This window comes from Methylophaga sp. UBA2689, from assembly GCA_002354555.1.
GTDB lineage: Bacteria > Pseudomonadota > Gammaproteobacteria > Nitrosococcales > Methylophagaceae > Methylophaga.
The window spans coordinates 1-15,945 of record DELT01000063.1 but is presented as its reverse complement, the minus strand read 5'-3'; the positions used below and the strand labels follow the sequence as shown (position 1 = coordinate 15,945).

At 44.6% G+C, this 15,945-nt stretch carries 14 protein-coding genes; 2 read left to right on the top strand and 12 right to left on the bottom strand.

From position 1 onward, the window contains the following. Positions 1–78: 78 nt before the first annotated feature. Positions 79–2,259 carry a type I secretion system permease/ATPase gene (locus tag B3M51_RS07220; RefSeq protein WP_292757916.1) on the bottom strand — a complete coding sequence of 727 codons (2,181 nt, stop codon included), beginning with the start codon at positions 2,257–2,259 and terminating at the stop codon, positions 79–81. A gap of 123 nt (positions 2,260–2,382) precedes the next feature. On the opposite strand from B3M51_RS07220, the gene B3M51_RS07215 reads away from it, so the two are divergent. Further along, positions 2,383–2,721 carry a hypothetical protein gene (locus B3M51_RS07215; RefSeq protein ID WP_292757915.1) on the top strand — a complete coding sequence of 113 codons (339 nt, stop codon included), beginning with the start codon at positions 2,383–2,385 and terminating at the stop codon, positions 2,719–2,721. A gap of 13 nt (positions 2,722–2,734) precedes the next feature. Here the strand turns inward: B3M51_RS07215 and der are convergent, their stop codons facing one another. From der to B3M51_RS07200, 3 genes are read right to left on the bottom strand one after another with little or no spacing between them, the layout of a single operon-like run. Continuing rightward, complete coding sequence (der, locus tag B3M51_RS07210; protein WP_292757913.1) at positions 2,735–4,144, bottom strand: ribosome biogenesis GTPase Der; 1,410 nt, start codon at positions 4,142–4,144, stop codon at positions 2,735–2,737. Between the two features lie 2 nt (positions 4,145–4,146). Beyond that, a complete protein-coding gene (gene bamB / locus B3M51_RS07205) occupies positions 4,147–5,316 on the bottom strand; it encodes an outer membrane protein assembly factor BamB (protein ID WP_292757911.1) in 1,170 nt (389 codons plus the stop codon). Further along, entirely contained in the window at positions 5,306–5,947 is a 642-nt protein-coding gene (locus B3M51_RS07200) for a YfgM family protein (RefSeq protein ID WP_292757909.1), read from the bottom strand. Before B3M51_RS07200 ends, bamB begins: the two co-directional genes overlap by 11 nt. A gap of 295 nt (positions 5,948–6,242) precedes the next feature. On the opposite strand from B3M51_RS07200, the gene B3M51_RS07195 reads away from it, so the two are divergent. After that, positions 6,243–7,427 carry an ammonium transporter gene (locus tag B3M51_RS07195; RefSeq protein ID WP_292757907.1) on the top strand — a complete coding sequence of 395 codons (1,185 nt, stop codon included), beginning with the start codon at positions 6,243–6,245 and terminating at the stop codon, positions 7,425–7,427. 35 nt (positions 7,428–7,462) lie between these two features. Here B3M51_RS07195 and lpxA read toward each other — a convergent pair whose 3' ends face one another. The 8 genes from lpxA to B3M51_RS07155 form a co-directional block, all read right to left on the bottom strand. Continuing rightward, positions 7,463–8,233 carry an acyl-ACP--UDP-N-acetylglucosamine O-acyltransferase gene (gene lpxA / locus B3M51_RS07190; protein ID WP_292757905.1) on the bottom strand — a complete coding sequence of 257 codons (771 nt, stop codon included), beginning with the start codon at positions 8,231–8,233 and terminating at the stop codon, positions 7,463–7,465. Beyond that, a complete protein-coding gene (fabZ, locus tag B3M51_RS07185) occupies positions 8,230–8,679 on the bottom strand; it encodes a 3-hydroxyacyl-ACP dehydratase FabZ (protein ID WP_292481322.1) in 450 nt (149 codons plus the stop codon). The genes lpxA and fabZ overlap by 4 nt, the downstream gene beginning before the upstream one ends. Before the next feature lie 99 nt (positions 8,680–8,778). Further along, positions 8,779–9,792: a UDP-3-O-(3-hydroxymyristoyl)glucosamine N-acyltransferase gene (gene lpxD / locus B3M51_RS07180; RefSeq protein WP_349676716.1), complete on the bottom strand. Its 1,014-nt coding sequence runs from the start codon at positions 9,790–9,792 to the stop codon at positions 8,779–8,781. 10 nt (positions 9,793–9,802) lie between these two features. After that, positions 9,803–10,303 (bottom strand): OmpH family outer membrane protein, encoded by a 501-nt coding sequence (locus B3M51_RS07175; protein ID WP_292481325.1) that lies wholly within the window; start codon positions 10,301–10,303, stop codon positions 9,803–9,805. A gap of 20 nt (positions 10,304–10,323) precedes the next feature. Continuing rightward, complete coding sequence (gene bamA / locus B3M51_RS07170; RefSeq protein WP_292757903.1) at positions 10,324–12,600, bottom strand: outer membrane protein assembly factor BamA; 2,277 nt, start codon at positions 12,598–12,600, stop codon at positions 10,324–10,326. A 56-nt stretch (positions 12,601–12,656) separates the two neighbouring features. Then, positions 12,657–13,994 carry an RIP metalloprotease RseP gene (gene rseP / locus B3M51_RS07165; protein ID WP_292357996.1) on the bottom strand — a complete coding sequence of 446 codons (1,338 nt, stop codon included), beginning with the start codon at positions 13,992–13,994 and terminating at the stop codon, positions 12,657–12,659. After that, complete coding sequence (gene ispC / locus B3M51_RS07160; RefSeq protein ID WP_292357994.1) at positions 13,982–15,172, bottom strand: 1-deoxy-D-xylulose-5-phosphate reductoisomerase; 1,191 nt, start codon at positions 15,170–15,172, stop codon at positions 13,982–13,984. The genes rseP and ispC overlap by 13 nt, the downstream gene beginning before the upstream one ends. After that, positions 15,172–15,945 (bottom strand): phosphatidate cytidylyltransferase (locus tag B3M51_RS07155; RefSeq protein WP_292757901.1); only part of this gene is annotated, 774 nt, incomplete at its 5' end. The genes B3M51_RS07155 and ispC, both read right to left, overlap by 1 nt.

Below are 15,945 nucleotides of genomic sequence, written 5' to 3'. Positions count from 1 at the left end.
GTTGAGGCCATCGTTGCCGCACTGATTTCAGACATGAAATTGACATCGTCATTATTTTTTTTAAACCAGGCCATCCAATTACCCTTTCGAAACCCGGATATGTCCGCTCTTTAACGCAGCCAGAATTTGTTCACGTGGCCCATCGGCCACTAAATTACCCTGATCCATCACTAACACCCGGTCTACAAGGCTTAATAGAGAAGCACGGTGTGTAACCAGAATTAGAGATTTATCTTTAATAATTTCACCCAGTTTGGTTTTAAAGCGTTCCTCACTACTGTTATCCATGGAATTGGTTGGCTCATCCAACACCAACACGGGAGGCTCCAGTAATAAAGCCCGCGCCACGGCAATACTCTGACGTTGTCCACCTGAAAGGCCTTCACCACGCTCTCCGACAGGCATATCGAAACCTGATGGATGCCGATTGATAAATTCAGTCACGCCAGCTATTTCAGCCGCACGCAATACAGCAGCATCATCAGCAAAGGGAGCTCCCAAAGCGATATTGTCGCGCACGCTGCCATAGAACAGCATGACATCCTGAGGAACATAACCAACAGACCGGCGTAAATCAATTGGATCAATCTGACGCAGATCGGTCTCATCCAGAAGCACCGCTCCCTCTGCAGGTTCATATAAACCCAGAATCAATTTCTCTATTGAGCTTTTCCCGGAGCCGATTCTGCCGATAATGGCAACTTTTTCACCCGGTTTAATTTTAAAGGAAATATCACTTAATGCGTCTATGGCCTGCTCGGGATAGCGGAAGCTGACTTGTTTGAATTCGATACCACCCTGGAATTTCTCACGATGCAAAAATTCCCGACCGCTGGGACGTTCAACCGGTAAATTCATCATATTGTTCAAAGAACTTAACGCGGCTTTTGAATGATGAAAACGCGTTAAAATACCTGCCAGCTGACCCATTGGTGCCAGTGCTCTGCCTGCCAGTATGGTGCTGGCAATCAAGGCACCCATGCTGATTTCGTTCTCACTGATTTTGTACACCCCATAAACCACCACAGCAATAGTGGTCATTTGCTGAACAAAACTGGTTAAATTTACTGCTGCTGATGACAACAGTTTGGCCCGTTGGCTGTATTTGGAAATAGAGCCGGCAGTTTGTTCCCATTTACGTTGTAATGGGCTCTCTGCTCCCAGACTTTTGATCGTTTCAAGGCCGGTTAATGTTTCTATAAGGGTGGCGCTTTTTTGTCCCGCGTGACGGAATAACTGCTTAATTGCACGACCTAACGGGATTTGGATGATTAAACTGATCAAAATCGTAATGGGAATAACCGCCAACGGAATATAGGCTAGATCGCCAGCAATCATCCAGATAACGGCAATAAACAAAAAGGTAAAGGGTAAATCAATCAGCGTGGCGAGTGTGGCCGAAGTAAAAAAGTCACGAAATGACTCAAACTCCTGCATGCTATTAGCAAAGTTGCCCACTGAATTGGGCCGAGCCGCCATTTTGATGCCCAGTACCTTTTCAAAAATAGTGGCGGATAAAATAACGTCAGCTTTTTTGCCGGCAACATCAATAAAATAACCACGTAAAGTACGTAGTAACAAATCAAATACAAACACAATCGCCAGACCAATCGCCAACACCCACAATGTTGCCAGCGCGTTGTTGGGCACGACCCGGTCATAGACATTCATCACAAACAGCGGTGAAGCTATGGCAAATAAGTTGACCAGAATGGAAGCCACGAATACTTCGCTGTAGATTGGCCAATAGCGTGTCAGCGTGCCCCAGAACCAGTGTCTGGCACGAGGAATTGCCGAGTTTTCACTCCGGTTATCAAAATGCTGCACTGCTCGGATGAAAATGGCATAGCCAGTGTAATACTGTTGTAGCTCGTTCAATTCCACGACAGTTTCAGCGTCGCCATTTTCAGGATAAATGACCGTAGCCTCTTTGCCGTTAAGTTTCAGCAAAATACAGGCATTGCCATCATTCAGAAGTAATACGGCAGGTAGCACCAACGGAGAAATTTTACGTAGTGAGCGTTTTATGACTTTTGAAGAAAGCCCTGCCCGTTCAGCCGCTCTGGAAAACAATTCTGGGGACAGTCGGTTATCCACTAGGGGAAGACCTGCTACCATCGAATCAGGGCTATGTGGTTTTCGTAAAAGTTTGGTGAGAACCGTCAGACATGCTAATAGCGGATCATCATGAGTCAGATAAGCCGAGTCAGCTTTCCATTGCCGATTCTGTTCTTGTTCAGTGGTTGCTTGATTTTCCATTTAATCCGACGACGCTACCCAGCTCAAAATGTGATGAGTTTCACAGTTTTTTTCTTTACTGTAAACCTATGACCGCTTACTCTTTCCAAAGGTAGCATATCAAGAATAATCGGGAACAATAAGATGGTATACGTCGATCGCGATGAAAAGGGTCACATAATTGGGGTTTTTAATTCCCCAAAGAGCGATGATAGCCAATACATCTCTCCTCAAGCACCGGAATTAATTGAGTTTCTTGGTCAATCCAACCGCCAGGAAGATATTCAAACCATTCTTACAGCCTCAGATATGGCGATGGTGAGGGTTATTGAAGATCTGGTGAACACACTGATAGATAAAGGGGTGATTTTATTTACCGACTTGCCTGAAGTAGCGCAGCAAAAATTAGTTCAGCGTGAAAAAATTCGCCATCATCTTAGTTCATTGGAAAATTTGATGAACGAAGATGAAGGCTTGCTCTAATACTTAAACGACACTATCGCTTTTTAATTCGACTAGCTATTATCCGTTTGCGTTTTTCCTGTGGATTCTCTGCCGGCTTCTTCCGCTCTCTAAACGGATTATCACTGGTCTTAAACTCAATCATCACCGGTGTTCCCTGCAATTTGAGTGCAGTACGGAAATAATTTTCCAAATAACGTCGATAGCTGTTTGGCGTCGCTTCTGTCTGATTACCATGGATAATGATACGGGGAGGATTTTTACCGCCTAAATGCGCATAACGGTATTTAATCCTGCGTCCGTTAACTAATGGTGGTTGATGATCGGCAACAGCTTCTTCCAATACTCTGGTCAATTGTGGCGTAGGAATTTTAGCTAAGGCAGAGCCATACGCTGTTTTTACAGATTTAAGTAATAAGCCAACACCACTGCCATGCAAAGCCGAAATGAAATGCGTTTTGGCAAAACTCAAAAACGGAAGACGACGCTCAATATTGGTGGCAACCCACTCACGTTCCTGTTTCTCCAGACCATCCCATTTATTGACTGCGATAACCACAGCGCGACCACTTTCTATAATCAGCCCAGCCAGATGCAGATCCTGATCCACAACACCCTGATGCGCATCTAACACTAACAAAACCACATTAGCTGCCTCGATTGCCTGCAGGGTTTTTACAATACTGAATTTTTCCAGAGCTTCTGAGACTTTTGAACGACGTCTGACACCGGCAGTGTCGATTAAAATATAATTGGTACCGTCTTTTTCAAATGGAATATAGATACTGTCGCGAGTTGTACCCGGCTCATCAAAAGCCACAACCCGATCTTCACCAAGCAGACGATTCACCAGCGTTGATTTACCGACATTGGGTCGTCCCACTACTGCAAGACGAATATCGCCAGAGGTATCTTCTTCTGACTCTTCTTCATCAGTCTCCACAATTCGAATGGTGGGTAACTCGCGCATCAGAGTGCTCATTAAATTACTGATACCACGTCCCTGAGTCGCAGAAATGACTTCGGGCTCTCCCAGTCCAAGTCGATAAAAATCTGCAGCCGCTAATTCACGTTGTTCACTTTCCGTTTTATTAATCACCAATAAAACCGGTTTACCGACATTACGTAATTGTTTGGCGATTAACTCATCAGCAGGTACCACACCCGCTTTACCATCCACTAAAAACAAGATCAGATCTGCTTCTACAATCGCCAATTCAGCTTGCTTACGCATCAGATCTGACATATCGTCACCCTGTACGGTCAAGCCACCCGTGTCGATAAGAATAAATTCAGCTTCCTCATGGCGGGCATTGCCGTATATGCGATCACGGGTCAACCCCTCATGATCTGCCACCAAAGCATTACGGGTTTTGGTTAAACGATTGAATAATGTCGATTTGCCAACATTCGGCCGCCCAACAAGAGCAATAACAGGTTTCACAGTTAAGGGATCCGAATGGCGGAAAGCTTGCCGCCTGTAGTCATGACATAAAGCACACCATCACGAACGATGGGTTGGCTGCGAATAGGCTCTTTATCCAGTCTTTGACGAGCAACAAAACGGCCATCGGAACGTGCTACCCAGTGTAAATAACCTTCAAAGTCACCTACCACCACATATTCACCGGCAATGACTGGCGCGGTAATGTTTCGTCTTAGCAATAATGTCTGACGCCATAGAGAATCACCAGATCCGTCAGCGATTGACCATAGATAACTTTGGTCATCACTCACATAAACAGCATCCGTTGACGCCACTGCAATACCGGTTGCAGAAGACATTTCTCGGTCCCATAGGGTTTGTCCGGTATCCGTATCCATTACCGCTAAATTACCCTGAAAAGCGACTACGTAAATCATACCGTTTTGGATCACCGGATCGGCATCTATATCGACCAATCGCTCTAACTCAGTCCGACCACTTGGCACAGCGACACTTTTTTCCCAGATGACTTTGCCATCGTTGAGAGAAAGTGCAACTAACTTACCGTTATCATAACCAGAAAATACCGTTTGTCCGTCAATAACTGGAGCGCTGACACCACGTAGACTTAAAAGTGGTACTGCGCGTTGATAATTCCACAGAATATTGCCGCTGCTTGCCGAAATCGCTGTTAACCTTCCATCTGCCGTTCTCACAACAACGCTATCGCCACTCACTTTTGCCGGAGCAAGGACTTCACTGCTGAGACGCTGACGCCAAAGTTCGTCACCGTTGCTGTCATCCAAAGCGACTACTTCTCCACTTTGAGAGCCAACAACAATCAGCCCTTCTCCGCCACCAACACCTGCCGCAACTGGCATATCTAATTTGTTGCGCCATTCGCGTCGGCCATTTTCAATATTATGACTGCGAACATCTCCTTCCTGATCCACCGTGACAATGGAGTCACCTTGAATCCATGGAGCAAGATTTGAATAAGCCGTTGCAGCACCATCACCAGTACCGGATGACCAGAGGGTTTTGGGTTCGAACTCAACTTGAAATTCAGTGAGTTCAGCTGGAGGAGCTTCGTAGCTGTCAGCCGCAAAGAATTCTTTTACTGTTCCACAACCAGCAAGCGTCATAAGAGCAAAGCCAACAACGGTATTTCTAATTACATTAGCTTTCATTAATAACGGCCACATCATCACGCTTCATTTCCAGGAGAGTTTTACGAGGGTCGTCTGCATCCATACTTGCAATAGATTCGACATACGCTTCATAGGCTTCTGTTTTATTTTCCTGAGCAAGATAAATATCACCCTTGAGTTCAGCAAATAGAGAAACAAATCCTTCAGAGACGGTTTGTTGAGTCAATTCCAAAGCTTTTGCGTATTCAGCCTGATCGACCATAAGGCGAGCCATACGTAATCTGGCCAAATCTTTCTGAGCACTAAGCTTTGCCTGGTCAACAGTCCACTGCAGATATTCCAATGCCGCTGCAGTTTGATCATTCCGCACTTGTTCAGCAGCAAGCTCCAGCGAGGCAAATGCTGCATAAGGAGTAGCAGAATGCGTTTGCATGAGTTCCTGGGTCAGGTCTTCAGCAGCCGTTAAATCAGCATCGCTGAGATTCATCTGAACTTGTTGGTACATTGCTGCAGCCTGTTCAGTCTTGGCTTGTTGAAAATTAATCCAATACCGACCGCCAAAGATTATTGCACCACCTAAAACAACACCGGTTACTACTGATCGGCCATTTTCGCGCCACCAATTCTTTATCGCTTCGCCTTTTTCATCATCCGATGCGTAGATATCCATCGTTTTCTCCTTGCTTACCGCAATTTAAGGATAGTTAAGCCATCACTTTTTCATAAGTGAATTAAAGTGCCAGATTATACGTGTTTATCCGCTGATTGTGCTAACCGTGGCATGCACCAGTCAGTCGCACCATATAAGTGCCTTTAAACGTAATATCGCACCATAACAGTTCAATTTAAAAGGATTATCTGAATAACAAAAACCCTAGATGATTGTTTTATATGAATTTGTCTAAATTGGTGCAAGTCTTGCTATTTTGGTGCTTGCTCAACACTAATTATAAGGAAAACTAATTGTGCAAAACGCAAGCGACGTACTTTTTATACTAATAGGCGCCATTATGGTGCTGGCAATGCATGCTGGCTTCGCCTTTCTTGAAGTCGGAACCGTAAGGAAAAAAAATCAGGTTAATGCTTTGGTCAAAATTATCACTGACTTTGGTGTTTCCACTATTGCTTACTTTTTTATCGGCTATGGAATTGCTTATGGTTTGAATTTTTTTGAACCTTCGCCATTACTGACTGAAAACAATGGCTATGCTTTAGTAAAATTTTTCTTTTTATTAACATTTGCCGCAGCAATACCTGCCATTGTTTCAGGCGGTATCGCTGAACGGGCAAAATTCAATCCTCAACTAATTGCCACTTTTTTAATTGCCGGCTTTGTCTATCCATTGTTTGAAGGCATCAGCTGGAATGGATTGTTTGGGATTCAGAATTGGCTGGAAAATCAATTTGGCGCGGCCTTTCATGACTTTGCCGGCTCTATTGTCGTACATGCTGTTGGCGGATGGATAGCCCTGGCAGCCGTTCTGTTATTGGGGCCAAGAAATGGACGTTATGGCAAACAAGGCGAAATATATGCTCACCCACCATCAAATATTCCTTTTCTGGCGCTAGGCGCATGGATCCTGACCGTAGGTTGGTTTGGTTTTAATGTAATGTCGGCTCAGGAAATTGAAGGGATCAGCGGATTGGTTGCCATTAACTCTTTAATGGCGATGGTTGGAGGTACCCTGGCAGCATGCTTTATTGGTCGTAATGACCCCGGGTTTGTCCATAATGGTCCACTGGCCGGTTTAGTAGCCATCTGTGCAGGCTCGGACATCATGCACCCCCTTGGTGCATTAGTAACAGGTTCGCTTGCCGGGGCCATTTTTGTTATCACTTTTACCCTGGCACAGAATAAATGGAAAATTGATGACGTTTTAGGTGTGTGGCCACTTCATGGGTTATGTGGCGTATGGGGTGCTATTGCTGCCGGTATTTTCGGGCAGGTCGCTCTCGGCGGAATGGGCGGGGTCAGCCTGGCTTCTCAGTTTATCGGGGCAGCTATTGGCGTAGGTATCGCGTTTATCGGTGGTCTTATCGTTTATGGCGGCTTGAAAGCAATTATGGGGCTGAGGTTAAGTGAAGAAGAGGAATTCAATGGAGCAGATTTGAGTATTCATAAAATCAGCTCAACCCCGGCAAACGATTAAGGTTGCTTATCAAGTCATCGTCATCCGGTAGGAAACTACCGGATGATGCCACCTTGTTGCTGATTCAGGAACTCGATGAAGATTGTTAGTTCTTCAGCTTCCTGTTTAATACTATGCAAGCGTTCCCGTGCTTCTTCCATGCGTAAACCTGAACGATAAACCAGTTTGTACGCCTGACGGATATTTCGAATCTGGGTATCGGTAAAAGCACGTCTACGCAAGCCTTCAACGTTAATTCCGACAGGTTCGGCCATATGACCGGAAACCAGAACATAAGGTGGAACATTGCGAGATATAACGCTGCCCATCGCACTGAAACAATGTGATCCAAGGTGATTAAACTGACTCACCAGCGTAAACCCACCAAGAATAACATGTTGATCAACAATGACATGTCCCGCCAGAGAAGCGTTATTAGCAAATATATTGTCATCGCCAATAATGCAGTCATGAGCAATATGTACATAGGCCATGATCCAGTTATTACTGCCGACTTTGGTAACTCCACCGCCCTGCACTGTGCCACGATTGATGGTCACAGATTCCCGGATCAGATTATTATCACCAATTTCCAGTAGAGTGGGTTCTCCGTGATATTTCTTATCCTGAGGCTCTTCACCTATCGATGAAAACTGAAATATACGATTATTACGACCAATTCTAGTCGGACCATTTATTACCACATGTGAGGCTATTTCAGTACCGGAAGCGATTTCGACATTCGCTCCGATAATACTGTATGCACCGATGATCACATCATCAGCAATTTTGGCACTAGGATCGATTAGGGCTGTTTGATGAATCACGAAGGCATTTCTTGGTTAACACACATAATATCAGCACTGACAACGATCTCACCGCCAACAGTTGCCTGAGCGTAAAATTTCCATAAATTACGTTTATTTTTAATTAACTTTACTTCTAAACGCAACTGATCTCCAGGTTCGACAGGTTTTTTAAAACGTGCATTATCGATACCTGCCAGGTAATACAGTGCATCATCAGAACGAATTTGGTCTGCTGTTTTAAATGCCAGTAATCCTGTGGCCTGAGCCAATGCTTCAAGAATTAACACACCAGGCATAATCACACGTTGTGGAAAATGTCCGGTAAAGTGCGGTTCGTTGAAACTGACATTTTTAATACCAACCAGATGCTCACCCGGTGTAAATTCAATCACCCTGTCAATCAACAGGAAGGGGTATCGATGTGGCAGTAAGCGTTGAATTTCATGTATGTCAATGGTGTTCAATCTGATTATCCTTTAGGATTTATATTTTTGCGTGCAGTAATCTTACGTTGAGACACTGATGCGGTAAAGCCAAGCCAGCCATCCAGCAATGAAAAGCCATTACTCCAGCTTGGCCTCCAATTGTTTTACTTTGTCATTTAATTTTTCAAGTTGTCGGTATCGAATAACATTACGATGCCAATCTCTGGTTGGTTCCGCTGGAATACCTGAGGAATACGAACCTGGTGTCAATATTGATTTGGTCACCATACTCATACCGGTTATTTGCACGCCATCTGTTATTTCGATATGTCCTGCAATCCCTGTTCCGCCACCAATGGCACAATGCGATCCAACATGCGTACTACCGGAGATACCAACACAACCAGCAATAACCGTATGCTCACCAATAAAAACGTTATGACCAATTTGGATTTGATTGTCCAGCTTCACACCATTGCTGATAATAGTGTCGTCAATTGCGCCACGATCAATTGTTGTGTTCGCACCGACTTCGACATCGTTACCGATGATTACTGAACCCACCTGAGGTATCTTCAGCCAGCGACCATTTTCATTTGCAATACCAAATCCATCCGCCCCAATCACAACCCCGGGGTGAAGACGGGCACGCTCCCCAATATATACTTTTCGGCACAAAGTGACATTTGCAAACAACCTGCTATCAGTGGCAATGGAAACATTATTTTCGATAACACAGCCAGGACCAATATCGACATTGTCACCAATATGAACATTGTTGCCGATATAGACTTGTGCTGAAATACGAGCCGAATCCGCTATTTGACAATTTTCACCAATGACGGCGCTAGGATGAATACCTATTGGAGACCGCGCTTCTGGATATAACAATGAGGCAGCTTTTGCATAAGCAACGTAAGGATCTTTGATGATTAACGCATTCGTCTGAACTTCAGCTAAATCAGCAGGTGTAACGATCACACAGCCTGCTGAAGTAGAATTAAGATACTGACGGTATTTGGTATTTGCCAAAAAGCTGATGTCGGTGTCCGTTGCATTTTGCAGGGTACCGACACCCGTTATTACTTTGTCTGCATCGCCAATGAGTTTTGCACCAATCTCAGATGCAATTTTTGCTAAAGTCCACACCACATCCAGATTCTTATTTCGCTTTAAGTTTTTCCAGTACTTTAGAAGTTAAATCTGCCTTTTCACTGGCAAAAATGACACCTTGATAAAGCACCAAATCATAAGATTCTTTTTTGGCAAGTTCGACGATGGTTTCAGCGATCTCTTCTTCTAACTTGCGTAATTCTTCATTGCGGCGGATAGACAGGTCTTCACTGTACTCATCCTGCAAACGTTTCAATTCACGTTGATCATTAATGATCTTACGCTCCTGGACCTGGCGCTCTTCATTACTGAGAACAGCAGCATCACGATTCAATTTGTCCTGAGCAGCACGTAATTCTTTGTGTTTGTTCTCGAGTGATTTGCTACGGGTTGAAAATTCTTTTTCCAAACGGGCTAAAGCACGTTCTTTTTGTGGCGATTGATCTAATACAACACTGGCATTAACCACGCCGATTTTCATTTCTTCAGCAAATACTGGGCTGACCATTAAAGAAGCCAATATAAGGCCAACAATCTTGATGTTTTTCACTCTTAACTCCGATAGTTAAATTAAAATGTCGATCCTAATGAAAACTGGAATACTTCCGTTTCATCATCCGGCTGATCACGCAAAGGAGCAGCAATACTAAACGACATTGCGCCAAATGGTGAAATCCAAATCGCTGATAAGCCGGTTGAATAACGCAGCAAGTCAGCTTCAAAGCTTTGATCGACATCATATACGTTACCCACATCCACGAATGTGCTCAAGCGGAAAGAGCGTAAAGCTTTTTTCATGAATGGGATGGGGAAAATAATCTCTGCACCGCCGGTGACCATTAAATTACCACCCAAAGGTTGGTCAGCTTCTCTGACACCCAGCGTATTCGCTCTAAAACCTCTTACGCTACGAATACCACCGGCATAAAAGTTCTGGAAGAAAGGAAACTCGTTACTATCACCATAGGCTTTACCGTAGCCAAGGTCCGTACGCAAAGCAAAAGTAAAGGTATCGCTTAATGGTGTGTACCAGTTATTACGATAGCGCAGTTTATAATACTGCAAGTCGCCTATAGGTGTGGCAACCTCAGCAGAAAGGCTCTGTGATAACCCTTTAGTAGGTAATATTGCATTATCACGGGTATCACTGGACCAACCCAGTGTTACCGGAAATGCATGGAATGAATCGCCTTCGGTTTCGATAAAATCATCATAGCGGGTAATATCATTATTGCTAGGCACATCCAGCTGGGTATTTTCATAACCGAAGGCCAGATTAATCCGGTTGTTTTCCGAGATAGGAATACCAAAATTGATATCCCCACCAAATACGTCTGTGGTGTAATTGGCAATATTCGCTTCAAAGGCATCTGTTTCACGATAAAACAGGTTAAAGCCCTGACTGATACCATCTACCGTCGCAAATGGATTGGTATAACCAAAGCTGTAAACAGTATTAACCCGACTGTTATTAAAACCGAAACGAATATGTTTACCACTTCCCATAAAGTTCTTCTGGGTCACATTGGCATTAAAGATAATGCCGTCAGACTGTGAATAACCAATACCCGCTGACAAACTGCCTGAGGCCATTTCCGTTACATTGAAATCCAAATCGACCTGATCAGACGTTCCTGCAACAGGCAGGGTTTCAACATTCACATCTTCAAAATATCCCAAACGTGAAATACGTTCTCGTGACCGTTCAACATCACCAGTAGAAATCCAGGCGGATTCCTGTTGCCGCATTTCCTGACGCAGTACCTCATCACGGGTTTTACTGTTACCAGAAATATTGATGCGACGTACATAAGCCCGACGGCCGGGATCAACAAAGAATGTCAGATTAACTTCGCGTGTTTCACGATCAATATCCGGGACTGCATTTACATTGGCAAAGGCATAACCATCATTACCCAGTCGATCTGTCAGCCTTTCAGAACTAGAGGTGATGGCTTTTCTGGAAAACACTGAGTTTTTACGAATGGTGACCAGATCAAATAACTCTTCTTCCGGCACAATCAGATTGCCCGCCAACCTAACTTCATTAATTTTATAACGTTCGCCTTCAGAAATATTCACTGTAATGAACATCTGCTTTTTATCATCAGAAATCGTTACCTGAGTGGACTCGACTGTAAAATCAACATAACCGCGATCAAGATAAAAAGAGCGCAAAGACTCCAGATCAGCTGATAACTTTTGACGTGAATACTGATTATCTTTGGTTAATGAAGACAACCATCCACCCGTTGTAGATTCAAACTCGGCAAGAAGGTCTTCTTCATCATATGAGTTGTTGCCGACAATGTTAATTTCACCAATCGTCGCAACAACGCCTTCAGCCATATTGATGCGGACGGCTACCCGATTACGTGACAGCGGAGTGACCTCAGAGGTAATATTCACACCATATTTACCACGACTGAAATACTGACGTTGTAATTCCAGCTCAACCCTTTCCAGCATCGCCTGCTCAAATACCTGACCTTCAGCAAAACCAATCTGACGCAATGATTTTAATAATTCATCACTGTCCAAATCTTTGTTACCAATAAACTCAATACTGGAAATCGCCGGGCGCTCACTTACAGTGATAACTAAAACGCCTTCATCGCGTTCTACCTGCACATCATTAAAGTATTTTGATTTAAACAATGAGCGAATGATGCCTCTAACATCATTTTCAGTCAGTTCATCACCGACTTTAACCGGTAAAAAGTTGAAAACGGTACCTGCGGAGATTCTTTGCAACCCCTCCACCCGGATATCTTTGATAATAAATTCCTCGGCCCAAGCTGCGGAGGATAACAAGATGAGCGTCAATGCTGTGATGATTTGTTTCATTGTTGTTTTACAGTCAGTCAGCCGAAGAAATCGTAAGTGTACCTGCAATGTTTCGATTAGCCAATGAGTCGGGCGATGTCATTTGTAAAAGCGAATACCATTAGCAGAAGAATCAGGAATAATCCTATTTTTTGTCCCTGGATTTGTACTGATTCGGGCAAAGGCTTGCCACGAACCCATTCAAAAAAGTACATCAGCAAATGGCCACCATCAAGTACCGGAACTGGAAGTAAATTCAGAATCCCTAAACTGATGCTGATCATTGCCAGAAAACTGATAAAAGCAATTAAGCCCTGTTGCGCAGAATCCCCGGCAAACTGGGCAATAGCAATAGGCCCGCCAAGATTGTCACTGGAAACCGTACCTATAAGCATGCCCCATAAGCCACTTAAGGTGGTGACACTGAACTGCCAGGTTTGGCTGAACGCCTGGGGGATCGCCGCCAATGGGCCATAACGTAATTCTGATCTTAATTCTGCGGGGATTTCATAGCCTTCGGTATTGACTGCCGCACCTATCCGACCGACATTATTTTCATCTGCGACAGGAGTAATATCGAGCTGTTCAACTTGTCCATCACGAAGAATTTCAATACTCATCTCTTCATCAGCACTGCTTTGAATGAGAGCGACCCAAGCCTGCCAGCTGGATAATTGTTTTCCATCAGCTGAAATTAATTCATCACCTGTTTGTAAGCCCGCCCTTTCCGCCGGGCTATCAGCCACAATTTCACCCAGAATCGGGGGCATATCGGGTTGCACGGTTTTGATACCTATCTGACTAAACAGTGATCCAGCATCGTCCAGCCCAAGTTTTGGCAATGTTAGTTGTTTGGTACTTTCAATATCAGTAATGCGGGTAGTCAGGGTAACGGTTTCACCGGACTGCGCGAACTTCAACCATTGCTGAAACAAGCTGTTAACTGTCGGCGTTGCTTTGCCATTGACGGCTATAATTTCTTCACCAGGAATGAGCTGTGCCATCGCAGCGGGAGAATCAGCTGTTACATCATCAATGATCGGCTTTAAACCGGGCACACCGGTAACCATGATGACCCAATAGGCAAAGACGGCAAATAACAGGTTTGCGATCGGTCCGGCAGATACAATTGCAACCCGGTTTCGTAACGGTTGACGATTAAAGGCCTGGTCAAGCTCTGCTTCTGCTACTGGTGCTTCTCGTTCATCCAGCATTTTGACATAGCCACCTAATGGCAATGCTGCGATGACAAATTCAGTGCCGTTTTTGAGTTGTTTTGACCAGAGTTTTTGTCCAAAGCCAACTGAAAAGCGTAGTACTTTCACGCCACATCTTCTTGCCACCCAATAATGGCCGAATTCATGGATGACCACCAGCAAGCTGAGGGCGATAATAAAAAAGATTAATGATTGCATAAAATCTTAGTCTGCTTTTGGGCAGCCTCTCTTGCCAGCTTATCGGCAGACAATATCTGTTCCAGTGAATCAGCTGATGTTGCAGGTATGCTTTCCAACACGTCCGCGATGACCCGGGCAATATCAGTAAATTTGATTTGCTGTTGCAGGAACGCTTCTACCGCCACTTCATTTGCCGCGTTAAGAATGGCGGTGCTGGTACCACCGATGTTCAATGCCTTATAGGCCAGCGCCAGACAGGGGAAACGTTTAAAATCTGCAATGGCAAAATCAAGTCTCCCTGCTTTGACCAAATCCAATGGTGCAACACCTGAATCAATGCGTTCTGGCCAGGCCAGGGTATTGGCAATAGGTGTACGCATATCGGGATTGCCCATCTGCGCCAGCACTGAGCCATCCATATAATCTACCATTGAATGAATAATACTTTGACGATGCAATACAACTTCAATCTTGTTACTCGGCATACCAAACAGCCAATGTGCCTCGATAACTTCCAGCCCTTTGTTCATCATGGTGGCTGAATCAACCGATATTTTCTGTCCCATCGACCAGTTGGGATGGGCTACCGCTTGTTCGGGTGTTACTGCTTCCAAATCTGCAATCTCCCAATCACGGAATGGACCACCTGACGCGGTCAGGATAATACGGCGAATACCTTTGTTATCAAACTGATACTGTTGGCTTTCGCCTACAGGCATACATTGCCATATGGCATTGTGCTCACTATCAACAGGAAGCAAAACAGCATTATTTTCCTGCACTTCGCGCATGAGTAATGCACCACTCATCACCAAGGCTTCTTTATTTGCCAGCAGGATTCTTTTTCCTGTTTTGGCTGCTGCCAGAGTTGGCAATAACCCAGCAGCGCCCACAATAGCGGCGACCACGATATCTGTTTGGTCAGTACTGGATATTCTCTCCAAAGCCTGCATACCGCTTTGTACTTCAATGGCCACGCCAGCAGCATCGAGTTTGGTTTTAAGTTTTTCAGCAGAATCCGGGCATAGCATCACCGCGACTGCGGGCTGAAATTGCAGACATTGCTCAAGCAAAGCATCCACTGATTTATTCGCTGCCAGCGCATAGACCCGGTACTTTTCGGGATGGCGTTGTAACACGTCCAGAGTACTGATGCCAATGGAACCGGTCGATCCCAGGATAGTGACTTGCTGCATCAAAACTGCCCTGTCAACCATATTAACGCAGCAAAGAAAGGTACAGCAGCCAGCAGACTATCCACGCGGTCCAGCATTCCACCATGCCCCGGTAATAAATGGCCGCTGTCTTTTATCTGGTAGCTACGTTTAAACAAGCTTTCAAATAAATCACCACTAACGGAAATGAGGCCAGTTAAAACACTGATAAAAATCCATAATGGCAGTGATAAAAACTTAGAAATGCCCATAAAATAGGCCAATATGCTCCAAAGCATGACCAGCACTATTGCCCCTATAAGCCCTTCAAGTGTCTTATTAGGACTGATCGCTTTAGCAAGGGCATGTTTACCCCAACGCTTACCTGCAAAATAACCACCCGTGTCTGCAAGCCATACACTTATTAATACATATAACACCAGCCATGGACCGTTGCCGGCAATACCGTGTAACCAGACGGCACTGTAAACAAATAACAAAGCAACTAGCATGCTGAGTAGATAAGTCACGAATTTATTATGAAAAAGCTGAGCGAGAGAGTTGGGTAATGGCCGGTGGGCAAATAAAACAATGATAAAACTGATCAGTATCCAAAAGACTAACCCAGATAGCAGCATATAATTTATCCCTGCCATCGCCAATAGCGCCAACAGAGCGGCAATGAACGACAAACTGGCAAGCACTTTGATGAGCGGTTGCATCTGCGCCATGGAAAGCCATTCCCACATTGCCATCAAGGTCACCACCGTGAGCAAACCAATCATCCCCATAGTCGGTAACAGCAAAATTGCCAT